This window comes from Streptomyces indicus, assembly GCF_900100315.1.
Classification (GTDB): Bacteria; Actinomycetota; Actinomycetes; order Streptomycetales; family Streptomycetaceae; genus Streptomyces; species Streptomyces indicus.
Window position 1 is genome coordinate 385,345 of sequence record NZ_FNFF01000003.1, and the last position, 17,681, is coordinate 403,025.

Annotated in this window: 20 protein-coding genes and 1 tRNA gene; 8 read left to right on the forward strand and 13 right to left on the reverse strand. The window is 72.1% G+C overall.

Annotated elements, in window-relative coordinates; all coding sequences use genetic code 11:
- Positions 1–44 precede the first annotated feature (44 nt).
- Positions 45–233: a DUF5703 family protein gene (locus tag BLT97_RS11255; protein ID WP_093608746.1), complete on the forward strand. Its 189-nt coding sequence runs from the start codon at positions 45–47 to the stop codon at positions 231–233.
- 82 nt (positions 234–315) lie between these two features.
- On the opposite strand, the gene BLT97_RS11260 is transcribed toward BLT97_RS11255, so the two are convergent.
- The 3 genes from BLT97_RS11260 to BLT97_RS11270 all read right to left on the reverse strand — a co-directional run bounded on the left by BLT97_RS11260 (position 316) and on the right by BLT97_RS11270 (position 2,974).
- Positions 316–1,044, reverse strand: a complete 729-nt coding sequence (locus tag BLT97_RS11260) for a chaplin (RefSeq protein WP_093608748.1) — start codon at positions 1,042–1,044, stop codon at positions 316–318.
- Positions 1,045–1,186: 142 nt separating this feature from the next.
- On the reverse strand, positions 1,187–1,420 hold the full coding sequence (locus BLT97_RS11265; protein ID WP_093608750.1) for a chaplin: 234 nt from the start codon (positions 1,418–1,420) through the stop codon (positions 1,187–1,189).
- A gap of 213 nt (positions 1,421–1,633) precedes the next feature.
- Complete coding sequence (locus tag BLT97_RS11270) at positions 1,634–2,974, reverse strand: M20/M25/M40 family metallo-hydrolase (protein ID WP_093608752.1); 1,341 nt, start codon at positions 2,972–2,974, stop codon at positions 1,634–1,636.
- A gap of 191 nt (positions 2,975–3,165) precedes the next feature.
- Between BLT97_RS11270 and BLT97_RS11275 the strand changes: the two genes are divergently transcribed.
- Positions 3,166–3,250, forward strand: a tRNA-Leu gene (locus tag BLT97_RS11275).
- A gap of 137 nt (positions 3,251–3,387) precedes the next feature.
- The gene (locus BLT97_RS11280) at positions 3,388–3,993 is read left to right on the forward strand and encodes a hypothetical protein (RefSeq protein ID WP_093608754.1); all 606 of its coding nucleotides are present in this window, start codon (positions 3,388–3,390) and stop codon (positions 3,991–3,993) included.
- A 70-nt stretch (positions 3,994–4,063) separates the two neighbouring features.
- On the opposite strand, the gene BLT97_RS11285 is transcribed toward BLT97_RS11280, so the two are convergent.
- The 4 genes from BLT97_RS11285 to BLT97_RS11300 form a co-directional block, all read right to left on the reverse strand.
- Positions 4,064–4,450, reverse strand: a complete 387-nt coding sequence (locus BLT97_RS11285) for a DUF2267 domain-containing protein (RefSeq protein WP_093608756.1) — start codon at positions 4,448–4,450, stop codon at positions 4,064–4,066.
- A gap of 49 nt (positions 4,451–4,499) precedes the next feature.
- Positions 4,500–4,733, reverse strand: coding sequence for a hypothetical protein (locus tag BLT97_RS11290; RefSeq protein ID WP_093608758.1), 234 nt, complete (start codon positions 4,731–4,733; stop codon positions 4,500–4,502).
- Positions 4,734–4,929: 196 nt separating this feature from the next.
- Positions 4,930–5,844, reverse strand: a complete 915-nt coding sequence (locus BLT97_RS11295; protein WP_093608760.1) for a helix-turn-helix domain-containing protein — start codon at positions 5,842–5,844, stop codon at positions 4,930–4,932.
- Entirely contained in the window at positions 5,841–7,055 is a 1,215-nt protein-coding gene (locus BLT97_RS11300; RefSeq protein WP_093608762.1) for a helix-turn-helix domain-containing protein, read from the reverse strand. Before BLT97_RS11300 ends, BLT97_RS11295 begins: the two co-directional genes overlap by 4 nt.
- 313 nt (positions 7,056–7,368) lie before the next feature.
- Here BLT97_RS11300 and BLT97_RS11305 point away from each other — a divergent pair, with 313 nt between their 5' ends.
- Positions 7,369–7,722, forward strand: a complete 354-nt coding sequence (locus tag BLT97_RS11305) for a peptidoglycan-binding domain-containing protein (protein WP_093608764.1) — start codon at positions 7,369–7,371, stop codon at positions 7,720–7,722.
- Positions 7,723–7,794: 72 nt separating this feature from the next.
- On the opposite strand, the gene BLT97_RS11310 is transcribed toward BLT97_RS11305, so the two are convergent.
- From BLT97_RS11310 to BLT97_RS11320, 3 genes are all read right to left on the reverse strand, one after another.
- The gene (locus BLT97_RS11310; protein ID WP_093608766.1) at positions 7,795–8,583 is read right to left on the reverse strand and encodes a DeoR/GlpR family DNA-binding transcription regulator; all 789 of its coding nucleotides are present in this window, start codon (positions 8,581–8,583) and stop codon (positions 7,795–7,797) included.
- Between the two features lie 175 nt (positions 8,584–8,758).
- A complete protein-coding gene (locus tag BLT97_RS11315; protein ID WP_093608768.1) occupies positions 8,759–9,550 on the reverse strand; it encodes a VOC family protein in 792 nt (263 codons plus the stop codon).
- A 219-nt stretch (positions 9,551–9,769) separates the two neighbouring features.
- Positions 9,770–11,995, reverse strand: coding sequence for an MMPL family transporter (locus tag BLT97_RS11320; RefSeq protein ID WP_093608770.1), 2,226 nt, complete (start codon positions 11,993–11,995; stop codon positions 9,770–9,772).
- A 273-nt stretch (positions 11,996–12,268) separates the two neighbouring features.
- On the opposite strand from BLT97_RS11320, the gene BLT97_RS11325 reads away from it, so the two are divergent.
- The 3 genes from BLT97_RS11325 (at position 12,269) to BLT97_RS11335 (ending at position 14,009) form a co-directional block, all read left to right on the forward strand.
- Positions 12,269–12,721, forward strand: a complete 453-nt coding sequence (locus BLT97_RS11325) for a YchJ family protein (protein WP_093608772.1) — start codon at positions 12,269–12,271, stop codon at positions 12,719–12,721.
- A 182-nt stretch (positions 12,722–12,903) separates the two neighbouring features.
- The gene (locus BLT97_RS11330) at positions 12,904–13,380 is read left to right on the forward strand and encodes a gluconokinase (protein ID WP_425442685.1); all 477 of its coding nucleotides are present in this window, start codon (positions 12,904–12,906) and stop codon (positions 13,378–13,380) included.
- A gap of 65 nt (positions 13,381–13,445) precedes the next feature.
- Complete coding sequence (locus BLT97_RS11335) at positions 13,446–14,009, forward strand: GNAT family N-acetyltransferase (RefSeq protein ID WP_093608776.1); 564 nt, start codon at positions 13,446–13,448, stop codon at positions 14,007–14,009.
- Positions 14,010–14,037: 28 nt separating this feature from the next.
- On the opposite strand, the gene BLT97_RS11340 is transcribed toward BLT97_RS11335, so the two are convergent.
- A complete protein-coding gene (locus BLT97_RS11340) occupies positions 14,038–14,691 on the reverse strand; it encodes a cytochrome b/b6 domain-containing protein (protein WP_093608778.1) in 654 nt (217 codons plus the stop codon).
- Entirely contained in the window at positions 14,633–15,286 is a 654-nt protein-coding gene (locus BLT97_RS11345; RefSeq protein ID WP_093609048.1) for a molybdopterin-dependent oxidoreductase, read from the reverse strand. The genes BLT97_RS11340 and BLT97_RS11345 overlap by 59 nt, the downstream gene beginning before the upstream one ends.
- A 202-nt stretch (positions 15,287–15,488) precedes the next feature.
- On the opposite strand from BLT97_RS11345, the gene BLT97_RS11350 reads away from it, so the two are divergent.
- Positions 15,489–15,944 (forward strand): ASCH domain-containing protein, encoded by a 456-nt coding sequence (locus tag BLT97_RS11350; RefSeq protein WP_093608780.1) that lies wholly within the window; start codon positions 15,489–15,491, stop codon positions 15,942–15,944.
- On the opposite strand, the gene BLT97_RS11355 is transcribed toward BLT97_RS11350, so the two are convergent.
- The gene (locus tag BLT97_RS11355) at positions 15,941–17,596 is read right to left on the reverse strand and encodes an FAD-binding dehydrogenase (protein ID WP_093608782.1); all 1,656 of its coding nucleotides are present in this window, start codon (positions 17,594–17,596) and stop codon (positions 15,941–15,943) included. The genes BLT97_RS11350 and BLT97_RS11355 overlap by 4 nt on opposite strands.
- Positions 17,597–17,681: the final 85 nt, after the last annotated feature.

The window sequence follows — 17,681 nt, forward strand, 5'->3', positions numbered from 1 at the left end:
GCAGACGCTATCCGTACCGGGCCGTTGCCCGCACAATAGATGCGATGGCCGAATACGAATTTCTCGACGTGCACGTGCCGCGCGGGGTCTCCCGCAAGGACACGACTCGCCTGCTGACCGACCATGCCGAGTACGGACACTGGGAGTTGTACCGACTGACCCTGCGCCGCGACGGAAGCCGCCGGGTGCGGCTGCGCAGGCGGATCATCCGCCAAGTGCGTGCGACGTGGTGACGTTTCCACCGAGGGATACAGGCGACAACGGAGTGGGCCCCGCCAGGCGGCGGGGCCCACTCCGTTTCGTTCCAGTACTGCGTCAGGCCGCCTGACGCGCCCTGCGGTAGAGCACGGCACCCGCGAGGAGCAGGCCCGCGCTGACCGGCACGGCCATGCCGACCGGCAGGTCGGAGCCGGTCCGGGCGAGCTGCTCGGAGCCCTTGGGCGGGGTGACGGTGTGCGTCTCCGGCTCATTGGGCTTCGAGGGCTTGTCCGGGCGGTCCGGGGTGTCCGGCTTGCCGGGCTTCACCGGCTTCTCGGGCTTCTCGGGACCGGCCGGCGGCTCTTCGTTCACCGGCGGCTTCGGGGCGGACTCGTTGGTGCAGTCGTTGCCCTCGGTGCCGTTGCCCAGGCCGCCGATGGTGACGCTGTTCCCGCAGGCGTTCACGGGGACGTCGATGGGCAGCTGGATGACGTTGCCGGAGCCGACACCCGGGGAGTCCTTCGAGGAGCCCTCGGCGGTGGCGCCGCCACCGTTCTCGTCCTTGCCGCCGTTGTTGTTCCCGCTGTCGCTGCCGCCGCCGTCCGAGACGTTGGCGCAGCTGTTGCCCGCCGCCGGGTTGAGCAGTCCGACGACATTGACCGTGTTACCGCAGAGGTTCACGGGGATGTTGATCGGCAGCTGGACGGTGTTGCCCGCCAGCACGCCCGGGGAGTCGGCGGTCTTGCCGTCGGCTCCCGAGTCGGCGAACGCGGTGCCTCCCGTGACGGCGAGCACTCCGCTCGCGGCCGCCACGGTGATCAGGCCTTTGCGCGTGACCTGTCGCATAGGTTCTTCCCTGCCTTTGACCTACTGGAATGCGCACCCGCTCCCTTGTGCGGGTGTGCTCAGATGCCAGGCAGCCCCGGAGCGCATGGCACGCACTCCGGGGCCGACGGACTCAGACCCACTGGGGGTGAGGCACTACGTCTCAGACGTTGGTGCAGGTGTTGCCGAAGGCGGGGTTCAGCAGCCCGATCACGGAAACGGTGTTGCCACAGGCGTTCACCGGGATGTGGATCGGGGCCTGAATGACGTTGCCCGAGAGCACGCCGGGCGACTTCACGGCAGCACCCTGAGCACCGGAGTCGGCAGCAGCCATGCCCGCGCCAGCGAGAACGATGCCACCGGTGGCAGCCACAACAGCGGCGACCTTCTTGATCATTATTCCTCCTTGTTGGCAATGCAGTCCCAGCCGCGGACTGCATCACCTGTAACGAGGAGGGAGTATTCGGGCTACGAGCCTATGGTCGCTTTCACTCTTTTCAGTCGAGTGCGTACACGCGGGCGAATATCAGGGTCATCACACGGCGAACTCCCGGTGTGAGCAGGCAAGTTGCCCCGCCCACACCGGAAGAACCGGTTCTTCGGGCGCTGTTCAGGAGGCGTCGATGAACCGGTCGAGGACGCGCACACCGAACTTCAGGCCCTCGGTGGGGACCCGCTCGTCCACGCCGTGGAACATGCCCGCGAAGTCCAGCTCGGGCGGCAGCTTGAGCGGCGCGAACCCGAAGCAGCGGATGCCGAGGTCGTCGAAGGACTTGGCGTCGGTGCCGCCGGAAAGCATGTACGGGACGGCGCGCGCGATCGGGTCCTCGGCCTTCAGGGCGATCTGCATGGCGTCCACGAGCTTGCCGTCGAAGTCGGTCTCGAGCGCCTTGTCCCCGTGCACGTCCTCGCGCTTCACGCGCGGTCCGAGGATCCGGTCGAGGTCGGCGAGGAACTCCTCCTCGTACCCGGGCAGGAAGCGTCCGTCGACGTGGGCGGTGGCCTGGCCCGGGATCACGTTCACCTTGTAGCCGGCGCCGAGCATGGTCGGTGCGGCCGAGTTCCTGAGCGTGGCGCCGACCATCTTCGCGATGCCGCCGAGCTTGGCGAGGGTGGCGTCCATGTCCTCGGGGTCGAGCTCGGTGCCGAGCGCGTCGGACAGCTCGTCGAGGAACGACCGTACGGTCTTGGTCACGCGCACCGGCCACTCGTGCCGGCCGAGGCGCCCGACGGCCTCGCACAGCTCGGTGATCGCGTTGTCCTTGTTGGTCATCGAGCCGTGCCCGGCGGTGCCGTCCACGGTGAGCCGCATCCAGTGCATGCCCTTCTGGGCGGTCTCGACGAGGTAGAGCCGCAGCTTCTCGTTGACCGTGAAGGAGAAGCCGCCGACCTCGCCGATCGCCTCGGTCACGCCCTCGAAGAGGTCCGGGTGCTTGTCGACGAGGTGCCGGGCGCCGTACGTGCCGCCTGCCTCCTCGTCGGCGAGGAACGCCAGCACGATGTCGCGCGGGGGCTTGCGGCCGCTGCGCATGCGGTCGCGTACGACCGCGAGGGTCATGGCGTCCATGTCCTTCATGTCGACCGCACCGCGGCCCCACACGCACCCGTCGGCGATCTCGCCGGAGAAGGGGTGGTGGGTCCAGTCCTGGGCGTTGGCCGGCACGACGTCGGTGTGCCCGTGGATCAGCAGCGCCGGCTTCGAGGGGTCCTCGCCCTCGATCCGGGCGACCGTGGAGGCGCGGCCCGGGTGGGACTCGAAGATCTGCGGCTCGAGCCCGACCTCCGCCAGCTTCTCCGCCACGTACTCGGCGGCCTTGCGCTCGCCCGGGCCGGAGTGGTCCCCGTAGTTGCTGGTGTCGATCCGGATCAGGTCGCGGCAGAGGTCGACCACCTCGTCCTCGCCGGTGACGTACTGCCCGCCCTGCTGCCCGTTCCTGCCCGACTCGCTCACGCCGCGTTCCTCTCGCCGATGATGCTCGCTGGTCCCTGCCATCCTCCCGCGTCCCCGGCCCGTACCCAAGGGCGGGCCCGCGCCGACATGCGCCGTTCACAGCTGGTGGGGCGCGGTGCGGGGGTGTGATCGGGGACCCCCGAATGTTTGCTATGGTTTTCCACGTCGCCGCGGGAAACCGCGGGTCACCGGTCCGGGTGGCGGAATGGCAGACGCGCTAGCTTGAGGTGCTAGTGCCCTTTATCGGGCGTGGGGGTTCAAGTCCCCCCTCGGACACAGATCAACCCCCGTGGTCTCCAGGAGACCACGGGGGTTCTTCGTTTCCTCCGCGCCTCCTCGCCGGTGGGCCCCTTCCCATCGGGCGGCCGAGTCAGCGATCATGCTCCGCGTCGGCGCAGGGGGGCGGAGTGGACATGCGGAACGCGGGACCGGGCGGATTCGTGCTGCGGCAGGCCGCGGACACGGAAACCGCGCGGAAGTCCAAGCGGAGAGCCGGATATACCGGGGAAGTTCCGGGCCTCGGCACCGTGGAGACCTGGTGGGAGAACGGCGAGCGGGACGGGCCGTACACGAATTTCATCCGGCACGTGGTGGCCGGACCGGGCCTGCCGCACGCGGCCTTCGAAGGGGTGCAGTTCGGCAGGATGCCCCTGCCCGCACGCGTGCGACTCCAAGTCGCCGGGCAGCCCGGGAGCGTGGGGCGGCGGCGCAGCGGCGTGACGCGCGAGGGGCGGGCGCTGCGGATCCAGGCGGCCGGGCGCAGCTACCGGTACCGGCAGGGCATCCGGACGGTGGAGCACCAGCTGGTACGGGACGGAGGCGCCGTCGTGCGGGTGCGCAGGGACCGCTGGCGCGGCTCGCAGCAGGTGGAGTTCTCCACCAGCGGGCCGGTGGACGCGTTGGACCTCACGATGGCCCTGCTCCTCAACGGCGTGTACACGCGCCACATGTCGCAGTTCGGACGCTGGCTGACGCTGCCGCCGCGGTTCCTGAACCGATGGCTGGGCTACTTCGGCTGAGGCAGGCGGGGGCGGGCGGCCGGGCGGGGCCGAGGCGGCCCGGCCGCGGCGCCCCACGGCTTCCTGGCGCTCAGGTCAGCTCCTCATGGCCGAGGAACTCCGCGTAAGCGACGGGCAACTGGCTGATGAGCTTGTTCAGTTCGCCGCCGGAGACCGTGTCCGCGAGGACGCCGAGGACGGCTGCCGTGTGGGTCCGTGCGATGTCCTCGGGGTCGCCGGTGACGTCGGCAACCCTGCGGACGAAACCGTGGACTCCCCAGGTCTGTGCGGGGCTGTGCGCGTTGGCGAGGAGTTTGCCCAGTCTCGGGGGCAGTTGTTCGGCGAGCTGGCCGGCCGATGCGGGCGGCAGGCGTTCGCCGAGGACGGTGATCACCGCGTCGGCGGCGTCGGCGGCCCGGTCGTTGTCGGCGTAGTCGCCGCGCCGGCGGACGGCCGCCAGGAAATCGGCATAGGGCATGGGGGGGCACCTCCGTGGGACAGGTCCTTGGGGCGTACGGCCGTGACGCTCAGGCGCTGTCGACGAGTTCGGCGTGGCCCTTCTGGCGTGCGCAGTGCGCGCAGCAGAAGAAGCCGCCTCCGGCTTGCAGGCCGTGGCCGAGGATGCGGCACTGGCAGTGGTCGCAGATCGGCGCGATCCGCTGCGCCGCGCATTCGATGCTGTCGAAGACGTGGACGGCGCCCGCGGCCCGCACCTCGAACGCCAACTCGTAGTCGTTTCCGCACACTTCACAGACCGCCATGGCGGGTCACTCCCTCCGTGCCCTTCTCGGGGTGTCTGCCCTCCGGGCCCGCGACCGTGTGCGGTGCGCGGCCTCCGGCTGCACCACTGCGCGTCCTGCCGCAGCGCGGCACGACGATCACCTACCGGCGCCGGGTGCCCCTGGGGCTCGGGAGCAAACGTCCGCCCGGCCCGCTCCCCTGGTGGCGGCTGCCGGCTCAGGCGGTGAAGCAGCGGCGGGTGCCGTCGGCCGGGGTCAGGCAGACGCGGGCGCGCTGCGGGTCTCCGGCGGCCGGGGTCATGGGGGTGGCCAAGTAGCTGTCCGTGCCGCGGGAGACCGCGTGCTGCGCGGGGGCACCGGGCAGGGACACGTCCATGCGGTCGCCCGCGCGCAGGTGCGCGGCCCGGGCCCAGACCGCGGCGCACGGCTTGCCGTAGCGCAGTTCGATCCGGCGGCCGGCCGCGTCGCGGTGGGTGGCCAGGGAGGTGACACGGCCCTGGGCGCCGCAGCCCATGCGGAGCGGGTCTTGGCCCTCGCAGGTGCGGCCCGTGCAGCCTGGTGCGGCCGAGGAGTTCGGCTCCGCGGCTCCCCCGGCCTCCGTGCCGGGCGTGAACGTGAGAACTCCGGCGGTCACGGCGACGGCTGCGGCGAGGCCGAGGAGGACGGTGAGCCCTCGTCGGGCGGGCCGTGCGGGGTGCGCGGAGGGGGTGGGCGGGGCGGTCGTCGGTGTGTGGCGAGTGGGAAGCGCATGGCGCGTGGGCGGCGGTGCGGTGGTCGGTACGTGGCTCGTCGGCGCGGGTGGCGCGGGTGGCGCGGGTGGCGGGTGCTCACCCGCCACGCCGGGATACGGCCCGTACGGCGTGGTGCGTGCGCGGCCGCTCCACTCCGCCTCCGCCAACTCCCAGAGTGCGAGGACCTGTTGGGGCCGCTCGGCCGCGGCACGGCACAGTTCCTCGACCGCGGTGCGCGGCGGCAGCGCGGTGCCGCGCAGATAGCGCGCCCAGGAGGAGGCACCGCGGTGGGTGCGGGCCGCCAGGCCGTCCAGAGAGAGACCGGACCGGTCACGCAGGGCGCGGAGGCGGGCGGCCAGGTGGTGCAGTTCGGGCGGGGCGTTCCGGTCCGGCGGGGTCATGCGCGCAGCTCCCCCCAGGTGTCGGGGCCGACGATGCCGTCCGCCACCAGGCCGCGGTCCTGCTGGAAGGAGCGGACCGCGCGTCGCGTGTCCTCGCCGTACAGGCCGTCCGCCGCGCCCGCCGGGTAGCCGTGGCGCGCCAGCAGGCACTGGGCCTCGACGACGTCCCAGCCGCTGCTGTTCAGGTCGAGCAGCGCCTCGCGGGTGGCGCTGTGGCCCGCGTGGAGGCGGCCGTCGTGCCGGACGGTCTCACAGGAGTACGTACGGCCGACGCGGTACGCGGGGTCGGCCACGGGCGCCGGGTCCTCGGCCCCGAGCCGCGGCAGGCCGAACGCGCCCACGACGAGACCGGCGGCGAAGGCGACGGCAGCGACAGCGGCGAACAGGGCCGTGGTCCGGAGCCTGCGACCGCGCGCGGGGCCGCTCCGCGCGCGGGCCGCGCCGTACGACGGGATGCCGTCCGCGGGTGGCGGGAACGCGGCGGGCGGGACGGCGGCGCCGGACCGCAGGGCCGCGTCGAACGGGTCGGCACCGTCGGGCGGCAGGATCTCGCCGGGCCGGATCCCCCCGTCGGGCACGACTGTCGCGCCGTACGACGGGATGTCGCCTGCCCGCGGCGGGAACGCGGCAAGCGGGACGGCGGCGCCGGACGCCCGGGCCGCGTCGGACGAGCCGGCACCATCAGGCGGGAGCACCTCTCCGGGCGGCAGGATCTCGCCGGGCCGGATCCCCCCGTCGGGCACGACTGTCGCGCCGTACGACGGGGGCTCATCGGGCGAGGCGGCCGCGGCGGTCGTCGCGGCCTCAGCAGCCGTCACCGCCTCGCCGGCCGTCGGCGGCGTCCTCGTCCGCACCACGGAGTGCGGTCCCGCCGACCGGGCCGCCGACGCCTCACGCGGGGCAACTCCCCCCATCCGTAAGGGCGCTGACGCGTCGCGGAGGTCTGCCGTGGCCGTGGCGCGCGCCGTCTCATGCAGGACGATCAGCCGGGTGGGGTCGGTCCCGCACACCTGCGCCAGTTCCTCCACGGCCGCGCGCGGCACCGGTTTTCTGCCGTTGAGATAGCGCTCCCAGGAGGAGGAACTGTACGAGGTCTTCGCGGCCAGCGCGGCGAAGCTGAGACCGCTGCGGTCCTTCAGCCTCCGCAGCTGGACGGCGAGTTGCCGCTCGCGCCCCGGCAGCGATGCGGGCAGCGGCTTCCAGCGGGACATGGCCCACCCCCGTCGGCGTACGACCCAAGGCTTACGGGGGTGAGATGCGGCGGCCTCGGTGCCGGGTTCCGGGGCGGCCCGGTTCGTGACGGGATCAGCACACGTGCCGCAGGGCCGCCCGGCCCGCCTCACCACCGTAGGCAGCGCGTCCCAGCGTGCCGCCACCCCGTCAGGGGACGTGGCGTCCCAGCAGGTCGGCGGCCTGGGACGGCGTGAGCACGGCAGGTTGTGGCCCGCCACGGGCCGGTCCGGGCACGGTCGTAACACCAGCAGGGCGGCACCGGGCCGCCCCGCCGACACGGGGAGGAACCCCATGCGCAGTCTCCGTCTGAAGGCCGGCCTCGCGGCCGCCGCCGTCACCGCCGGCACCCTCGGTCTGCTGACCACGACCGCCGCCGAGGCCCGCCCGGGCGCGCCCACCCTGAACCACGGCTCGTCCGGCAGCGGGGTGTGGTGCGTGCAGCGGATCATCAACCTCAACTACGGCGAGGTCCTGGAGGAGGACGCCAAGTACGGCAGTTACACGAAGGCCTGGGTGAAGAGGTTCCAGGAGGACTTCAAGGTCAAGCCGTACGACGGCGTGGTCGGCAAGAAGACCGGCAACGCCCTGCTGAACTCCGTCGGCGGCGACAGCTACTGCTACAAGCACCTGCCGACGACGCGCTGACATCCACGGCACACGGCTGCGGGCCCGTCTTCCCCGGGGGAGGAGACGGGCCCGTACGCCTGCCGCCGCGCGTCAGGCCTGGATGACCTTCATGCCCCGCTCCTCGAAGGCCTTCACCTTCTCCGGTGCGCGGTCGTCGGTGACCACCGTGTCGATGGCCTGGGGCGGGCAGATGCGGGCGAAGGCCTGGATGCCGAGCTTGGTGGAGTCGGCGACGACCACCAGGCGGTCGGCCTGTGCGGCGAGCAACGCGTTGATGCTGGCCTCGTGTTCGCTGCGGGCGCTCGCGCCGCGCTCGGGGTCGAGGGCGTCCACGCCGATGAAGGCGATGTCGAGGCGGATCTCCTTGAGGATCAACCCCGCGAGCGGGCCCACGAGTTCGTACGACTGTGCCATGGCGACGCCGCCCGTGGTGACGACCTTGAGGTGGGTGCGGACCGCGAGTTCATGGCCGATGTTGAGCGCGTTGGTGACCAGCGTGAGGGCGGGGCCCTCTGAGGGCTCGCGCTCCAGGAGGTCGGGGCGGGTCGCGAGGGCGCGGGCCACTTCGGTGGTGGTCGTACCGCCGTTGATGCCGACGACCATGCCGCGCTCGGCGAGGGCGGCGGCGGCCCGGCCGATGCGTTCCTTCTCGGCCGAGTCGCGCGCGTAGCGGTAGCGCAGCGGCAGGTCGTAGGTGACGTCGTTGGGCATCGCGCCGCCGCGGGTGCGGATGAGCAGGCCCTGCTCGGCCAGTTGGTCGAGGTCGCGGCGGATCGTGGCCGCGGAGACGTCCAGGTCCTTCGCGGCCGTCTCGACGTCGAGCTGACGCTGCTCGGCGAGCAGGCGCAGCAGTTCGCCGTGGCGCTCGTATCGGTTCACCCGTGACACCCCTTGCCGGTTCGGTCCCTCGTGCCTTGATCGGCGGGCTCGCTGTGGCAAGCATGATGCATCGTGCCGGGCGGTTCGTCGCCGGGTACGGGCGGATCTCGTCGGCCCGGGACGAGCCGTGGGGTGCGCCCGCAGTGTGGCCGCACCCCACGGGGGCCCCGGGACCTCAGCCCATCTCGGGCATGTCCCCCTCGTTGGTGGCCACGTCGATCACCGAGAACGCCGCGCCCTGCGGGTCCATGACGATCGCGAAGCGGCCGAACGGGCTGTCCGTCGGACCGAAGTGGACCTGGCCGCCCAGGCGCTTGACGGTGTCGACGGCCGCGTCGCAGTCCTCGACGACGAAGTAGACGTTGACGTACGAGGGGACCTCCGGCGGGAAGTCGTCCCCCATCTTGAAGCGCCCGAGCACCGGATCGGCGCCCAGGTCCCACACCATGAAGTCGATGGCGTCGTCGGGCATCTTCTGGGCGTTGTAGCCGAAGACGGCGGGGAAGAACGCGTCCGCCGCGGCGGGGTCGCGGGTGGTGACCTCGGCCCAGCAGAAGGCGCCCGGTGCGTTGACCTTCTCGAAGCCCTCGTGCGCACCGGCCTGCCACACGCTGAAGAACACGCCGCCGGGGTCCTGGGCGACGAGCATCGAGCCGAACTCGCCGACCTGCATGGGGTCCATCACGACGGTGCCGCCGTTGGCCTTGATCTTCTCGGCGGTGGCTTCGAGGTCGGGGGTCGCGAGGTACAGGCTCCACGCCGCCGGCTGGTCCTCCATGCCGGGCATCTGCGGGACGACCGCGGCCACGGCCTTGCCGTCGGAGAGCGCCTGGGTGTAGCCGCCGAACTCCGCGGAGCCCTCGGCGTAGGTCCAGCCGAAGAGCTCACCGTAGAAGGACTTGGCGGCGTCGAGATCCGGGAACATCGCGTCGACCCAGCACGGCGCGCCCAGCTCTGGTGCGGGCATGGTTCTGCCTCCTGCTCGGGGGTGTCCGTCTCTGTCACGGTATGCGCCCGTACGGGGGACGGCGCGGCGAAGCCGGGAGGCGGCTGCGGAGGGCCTGGCGCGGGAACGGCCGGTGGCCTGGCCCCGGACGAAGCGTCCCGCAACGGCCGGTGGCCCGGTCCCGGACGAAGGAACGTCCGGGACCGGGCCACCGTGTGTCAGGCGCACGGACCGCGCGGGTCAGACCCCCGCGGGCTCGGGCTCGCGCTGCTCCTGCGCGGGCACCGGGGTGTCGCCGAGCTGCTTGTGCAGCTTCTCGCCCTCGACGTCCACGTTGGGCAGGATCTTGTTCAGCCACTTCGGCAGCCACCAGGCCTTGTGGCCGAGCAGCGCCAGGACCGCGGGCACGATCGCCATACGGACCACGAAGGCGTCGAAGAGGACCGCGATCGCGAGGCCGAAGCCCATCATCTTGACCATGTCGTCGGTCTCCAGGATGAAGCCGGAGAAGACGCTGATCATGATGATCGCGGCCGCCGCGACCACGCGGCCGCCCAGGGTGAAGCCGGTGGTGATGGCCTCGGCGGGCGACGCGCCGTGCACGTACGCCTCACGCATCCGCGTCACGAGGAACACCTCGTAGTCCATGGCGAGACCGAAGACCACACCGATCATGAAGATCGGCATCATCGACATGATCGGACCCGGCTGGTCCACGCCGAAGATGTCGGCGAGCCAGCCCCACTGGAAGACCGCGACCACCGCGCCCAGTGCGGCGAGCACCGAGAGCAGGAAGCCGAGCGCGGCCTTGAGCGGGACGAGGACCGAGCGGAACACCAGCATCAGCAGGATGAACGCCAGACCGACGATGAGGCCGAGGTACGGCAGCAGGGCGTCGTTGAGCGTCTGCGAGAAGTCGATGTTCAGGGCGGTGGTGCCGGTGACCAGCATCGCGCCGCCGGTCTCGGCCCGGACGTCGCCGGCGAGGTCGCGCAGGTCGTGGACCAGGGTCTCGGTGGCCGGGTCGGCCGGCGCGGTCTTCGGGACCACGGTCATGGTGGCCGTGTCGCCGGCCTTGTTGAACACGGCCGGGGTGACGGCGGCGACGTCCTCCTGCTCGGCGATCTTCTTGCCGAGCTCGTCGGCTGCGGCCTTGGGGTTGTCGACGCCCTTGCCGTCGAACACGACGTTCAGCGGGCCGTTGAATCCGGCGCCGAAGGAGTCCGACAGGATGTCGTAGGCCTTGCGCTGCGTGGAGTCGGGCGCGGAGCTGCCCTCGTCCGGCAGGCCGAGTTCGAGGCTGGAGACCGGCACGGCGACGACGCCGAGGCCGAGCACCGCGGTGAGCAGGACGGTCACCGGGCGGCGCAGCACGAAGTGGGCCCAGCGGGTGCCGAGCTTGGCCTTGCCGGCGTTCTTCGGCTCGGTGCCGCTCTTGAGGGCCTTGCGGTCCTTGCGGCTCAGGGCGCGCTTGCCGGCGAAGGCGAGCAGGGCCGGGGTCAGGGTGAGCGCGATCATCACGGCGACGGCGACGGTGGCCGCGGCGGCCAGGCCCATCTTCGTGAGGATCGGGATGTTGACGACCGACAGGCCCGCGAGGGCGACGATCACGGTGAGGCCGGCGAACACCACGGCGGAGCCGGCGGTGCCCACGGCGCGGCCGGCGGCCTCGTCGGGCTTGCGGCCCTCGGCGATCTCGGCGCGGAAGCGGGCGATGATGAACAGCGCGTAGTCGATGGCGACCGCGAGGCCGATCATCGTGGCGAGCGTGCCGGTGGTGGCGGACAGGCCGAGCGCGGAACCGAGCGCGGCGATACCGGAGACGCCGATGCCGACGCCGATGATCGCGGAGAGCAGCGGCATACCGGCCGCGACGAGGGAGCCGAAGGTCAGCACGAGCACGACGAGCGCGACGCCCATGCCGATCAGCTCGGCGGTGCCGCCCATCTCGGGCTCGGCCATCACGGCGTCGCCGCCGGTCTCGATGGTGAAGCCGTCGCTGCGGGCGTCGTCGGTGGCCTTGGTGAGGGCCTCACGCGCCTCGTCGGTCAGCTCCTGGGCGTTGACCTTGTACGACACGGAGGCGTACGCGGTCGAGCCGTCCTTGCTGACGGCACCCGCATCGAAGGGGCTGGCGACCTGCTTGACCTGCGGGTTGTCGCCGAGGTCCTTGACGAGGGCGTCGACGTGCGCCTTGCCGGGGCCTTCGGTGAGCGTCGCGCCCTCGGGCGCCTTGATCACCACGCGGGCGGTGGCACCGTCGGAGGCCTGGCCCGGGAAGCGTTCCGCCAGCAGGTCGAAGGCCTTCTGGGACTCGGTGCCGGGCATGGAGAAGGAGTCTTCGGGCGCGGCCGGCGCGACCGAGGAGGCGCCGCCGATGCCCACGAGTATGGCCACCCACAGAAGGGCGACCAGACCGCGGCGCCGGAACGCGCCTCGGCCGAGTCGATAAAGGAACGTAGCCACCTGAGACCAAGCTTCCGTCGAGATACGGGCAGGACGAAGACCGGGCAGATGCGGAGAAGCAGGAAGTTCTGTCCGGTGTACCTCTCTATCGTCGGTGCCGGATCCGGCGGATCGCTCAGCCCCTGGGGCTGGACCCGTGTACTGCGTTGGGTGTAGAGAACGACTCCGTTCCCTCCGCCTGGTGTAGATCTCCGGGAGATAGATGTACGCCGCACGGGACTGCGGGAGGGTGCGCGGACCGGTCCGCGCGGGCCGCGGGGGACAATGGCGCCCATGTCACGACGCCCCAAGCGCCGGGCCCAGCAGCCCGCTGCCCAGCGCACTCCCGCTCCGCCGGTCACCGCCGCGTCCCCCTGCCCGTGCGGCCGGGGCAACCCCTACGGGGAGTGCTGCGGCCGCCTCCACTCCGGGGCGGAGAAGGCGGCGGCCCCCGAGGAGCTGATGCGGTCCCGGTACGCGGCCTTCGTGGTGCGGGACGAGCCGTATCTGCTGCGGACCTGGCACCCGGACACCCGGCCGCCCGGTGTGGACTTCTCGCCGGGCCTGCGCTGGACGGGCCTGGAGATCGAGGCCACGAGTGAGGGTACGGCCTTCCACGGCACGGGCACGGTGACCTTCCGCGCCCGTTACATCGACGCCGGGGTGCTGGGTGAGCTGCACGAGCGCAGCCGCTTCGAGCGGGTGGACGGGGCGTGGGTGTACGTGGACGGGGACTTCCTGGACTGAGAGGGCCAGGGGGCGTACTCCCCTCAGGCCGTGTTCCACGGGCCTTGCTCCACGGCCCCATGCCCGCTCGGGCCGTCCGGCATCATGGACGCGACGTGCGGGAACGCGGGTACGGAACGCAGTCGCACGCACTGGCGGAGACGAGGGGGACGGCCGTGGGATCCGAGCGGGTCGTGGTGGTCATGGGCGTGACCGGGACGGGCAAGTCCACGGTCGGGCAGCTGCTGGCCGAGGAGCTCGGGGTGCCGTACGCGGAGGCCGACGAGTTCCACTCCCCTGCCAACATCGAGAAGATGCGCTCGGGCACGCCGCTCACCGACGAGGACCGGTGGCCGTGGCTGGACGCGATCGGTGCGTGGGCGGCCTCGCGGGCGGGGCGCGGCGGCGTCGTGAGCTGTTCCGCGCTGAAGCGGGTCTACCGCGACCGGCTGCGGGCAGCGGCGCCGGATCTAGTCCTCGTCCATCTGACCGGCTCGCGCGAGCTGATCACGGAGCGGCAGTCGGCCCGCGAGGGGCACTTCATGCCCGCGTCCCTGATCGACTCGCAGTTCGCCACGCTGGAGGAGCTCGGCGCGGACGAGGCGGGGGTCGTGGTGGATGTGACACCGGCGCCGGAAGAGGTGGCGGCGCAGGCCCTGGCCGGCTTGCGCGCGCTCTGACCGCCAAGTGCCCGACCGCTCGACCGGGTGATCAACTCACCCTCGTATCCGATACGTTGCCGCCCATGGCTGAACTCGGACCCGTCCCCTGGCCGCCCGCCCCGATCGTCACCGAACGGCTCGTCCTGCGCGAGGCGGAGGCCCGTGATCGTGCGGGGTTCATCGAGCTGTTCGCCTCGCCGGAGGTGCGGGCGTACCTCGGTGGCGCGCAGCCGCGGGCCGAACTGGAGCGCGTGGTGCCCGAGGTCCCGGGCCGGCGTCCGGGGCTGTTCGTGGCTGAGCTCGACGGAGCGATGATCGGCACGGTCACCGTCGACCGGCGCGAGGCCGGACGACCGGGACACCTCACGCCGGACGCCCTGGAGGCCGAGCTCGGTTACATGTTCCTGCCGGGGGCCTGGGGGCGCGGCTACGCGGCCGAGGCCTGCGCGGCCGTACTCGACTGGTGCACCGAGGTGCTCCCCGGTGAACCCGTCGTCCTGTGCACCCAGTCCGCCAACGGCCCCTCGATGCGCCTGGCGCAGAAGCTGGGCTTCCATGAGGTGGAGCGGTTCGAGGAGTTCGGGGCCGAGCAGTGGTTCGGGGTGCGGGTCCCGGGGGCCGATTCGCCGCAGGCGCCGGTCACTTGAGCGGCGGTCGATTCGCCGCAGGCGTTGGTCACTTGATGCGCCACAGGGGATGCTCCCGCTCCGCCCAGGTGCGGTCCACCCAGCCCGTCCGCAGTCCGCGCCGCGACTCGGGGTCCGCGAGGGCCTTCGCGATGTGGCCGGCCAGGACGATCGTGACGGCCACGGCGAGCCAGTCGTGCACGAAGGTCGCGCCCGTACGCCAGGTCAGGGGTGCGAGTCCGGTGAACCACATCGGCAGGCCCGTGCCGAGCATGACGAGGGTCGCGCCGGCGATCCACGCCGCGTAGGACTTCTGTCCGGCGTTGAACTTCCCGGCCGGGCGCGGCCCCTTCTCGCGGCGCAGCGCGGCTCGCCACCACTCCTTGTCGTGCGCGCCGAACCGGTTGAGGCGGCGCAGGTCCGCGCGGAAGGCGCGCGAGGCCAGGCCGGCCAGGAAGGGCGCCGGCAGCAGGATGCCCGACCACTCGTGGACGGTCACCATCAGGTGGCGGCGGCCGACCAGTTGGGCCAGCTGCGGCAGGTAGAGGCAGGCCGCCGAGACGAGGCAGACGGTCATCAGGACCGCGGTGGCCCGGTGGATCCGGCGCTCGCCGCGGCTGAACCTCCGTACCCGCGCGGGCAGTTCAGACGGTGGGGGCGTCGTCGCGGCCGTTGGACCGGCCGACCCAGGCGTCGACGGCATAACCTCGCTCCTCCCAGTAACCGGGGATGACCTTGTCGGTGACGGTGATCCGGGAGAGCCACTTGGCCGACTTGTAGAAGTACATGGGCGCGACGTAGAGGCGGACCGGGCCGCCGTGCGCGTGCGACAGGTCCTCGTCCCGCATGCGGTGCGCGACCAGCACGTCCCCCCGGCGGGCCTGCCGCAGGGTGAGGCTCTCGCTGTACGCGCCGTCGAAGCACTCGAAGCGCACGGCCCGCCCCTCGGGCCGCACCCCCGCGGCGTCCAGAAGCGTGGAGAGGACCACACCCTGGAAGGGGGTGTCGGGCACACGCCAGCCCGTGACGCACTGGACGTCGCGCACGATCCGCCGCTGCGGCAGCGCGCGCAGCTCGTCGAGGGTGTACGTGGCCTTGCGGTCGACGAGTCCGTCGACGGTGAGCCGGTAGGTGTCCTCGTTCTTGCGCGGTACGGAGGACACCACGGAGTAGTAGCGGAAGCCGCCGCCCGCGGGCAGGACGCCGGTCAGGCCCGTGGGGTCCTTGGCGGCCACGGCCTCGACGCCGCGCTGGAGGACGGGTGCGGCCGCGATGCCGGCGACGCCCAGGCCGAGCATGCCGAGCACGACCCGGCGCCCGACGGGGCTGCCCCGGCCGTCCGCCGGTTCGTCTTGGGGGGATGGGGAGTTCACCCCTCGATTCGAGCACTCCGGGTGCGGGGAGTGAAGAGGCCACGGGCCGCCGTCAGGGTTTCGTCACCTCTTGCCCGAGCCGACCCCCTCCTGCCCGCCCCGCCCGGCTCTGCCTACGCCGACCGGCATGACGGATGACCCCGCGGCGCTCGGCCCCTTCGAACTGGCCTTCCCGGGCCCGCTGCGCGATCAGCTGGTCGCCGCGGTGCTCTCCGGTGCGAAGACCTCCACCACCGGTCTGTACGACCCGGACGAGAAGCTGCCGGCCGTGGGGCAGCGCGATGCGCTGCTCGACTCCGGCGGGCTCGTCGTGGCGGTCGTGGAGACCACGGACGTACGGGTCCTGCCGCTCGCCGAAGTGGATCTGCGGCACGCGGTCGACGAGGGCGAGGGTTACCGGACGGTGGCCGAGTGGCGGGCCGCGCACGAGCGGTTCTGGCACAGCCCCGAGGTCTTGGCCGACCTCGGCGACCCGGCGTTCCGGGTCACCGACGAGACCCTGGTCGTGGCCGAGCGGTTCCGGGTGGTCGAGCTGGTCGACCACCCGTACCCGTACCCGTACAACGGTGAGACGAAGGACTAGCCGACGGCCTTCGCCGCCGCGCGACCCGCCGCGCGACCCGAGAAGATGCAGCCGCCGAGGAACGTGCCCTCCAGGGAGCGGTAGCCGTGCACGCCGCCGCCGCCGAAGCCGGCCGCCTCGCCCGCCGCGTACACCCCCGGCAGCGGTTCGCCGCCGGCCGTGAGGACCCGGGAGGTCAGGTCCGTCTCCAGGCCCCCGAGCGACTTACGGGTCAGGATGTTGAGGCGGACGGCGACCAGCGGGCCCGCCTTCGGGTCGAGGATGCGGTGCGGGGCGACGGTGCGGATCAGCTTGTCGCCGAGGAAGTTGCGCGAGCCGCGGATCGCCGTGATCTGCAGGTCCTTGGTGAACGGGTTGACGATCTCGCGGTCGCGCGCGGTGATCTCGCGGCGCAGCTCGTCCTCGTCGATCAGGGCTTCCTTGGTGAGGGCGTTCATGCCGCGGACCAGCGCGGAGAGGTCGTCCTCGATGACGAAGTCGACTCCGTGGTCCATGAACGCCTTGACGGGGCCCGGCACGTCGGCGCGCGCCCGGTCGATGACCCCGCGCACGGACTTGCCCGTCAGGTCCGGGTTCTGCTCGGAGCCGGAGAGCGTGAACTCCTTGCCGATGATGCGCTGGTTGAGCACGAACCAGGTGTAGTCGTGGCCGCTGTGCATGATGTGCTCGAGGGTGCCGAGCGTGTCGAAGCCGGGGAACAGCGGGACGGGCAGCCGCTTGCCGCGCGCGTCCAGCCACAGCGAGGACGGTCCCGGCAGGATGCGGATGCCGTGCCGCTGCCAGATCGGGTTCCAGTTCTCGATGCCCTCGGTGTAGTGCCACATGCGGTCGCCGTTGATGAGGCGGCCGCCGGCCTGTTCGGCGATGCCGAGCATCAGGCCGTCGACGTGGGCCGGGACGCCGGAGAGCATCTTCGCGGGCGCCTTGCCGAGCCGGGCGGGCCAGGCCTTGCGGACGAGGTCGTGGTTGCCGCCGATGCCGCCCGAAGTGACGATCACCGCCTGGGCCTTGAGCTCGAAGGAGCCAGTGGCGGTACGGCTCGACTCCTGGCCGCGCTCGATCGAGGACGGTTCGAGGATCTCGCCGCTGACGGTGTCCACCGAACCGGCGCTGCGGGCGAGGCCGGTGACGCGGTGCCGGAACTTGAGCTGGACCAGGCCGCGTGCCACGCCCTCGCGCACGCGGCGCTCGAAGGGTGCGACCAGGCCGGGGCCCGTGCCCCAGGTGATGTGGAAGCGCGGCACCGAGTTGCCGTGGCCGGTCGCGTCGTAGCCGCCGCGCTCGGCCCAGCCGACCACCGGGAAGAAGCGCACGCCCTGCGCGTGCAGCCAGGAGCGCTTCTCGCCGGCCGCGAAGTCCACGTACGCCTCGGCCCACTTGCGCGGCCAGTGGTCCTCTTCGCGGTCGAAGCCCGCGGTGCCCATCCAGTCCTGGAGCGCGAGGTCGCGGCTGTCCTTGATGCGCAGCCGGCGCTGCTCGGGCGAGTCCACGAAGAAGAGGCCGCCGAAGGACCAGTGCGCCTGGCCGCCGAGGGACTGCTCCGGCTCCTGGTCGAGCAGGATCACCTTGCGGCCGGCGTCGACGAGTTCCGCGGTGGCCACCAGACCGGCCAGGCCCGCCCCGATCACGATCACATCTGCGTCGTACGCCATCGTCGCCGTCCGTTTCTGTCACGCCTCGGCCGTGGTCGGCCGACGGCACCGTCCTGCCGCGACCCGGCAAAGCTACTGGTCGGTC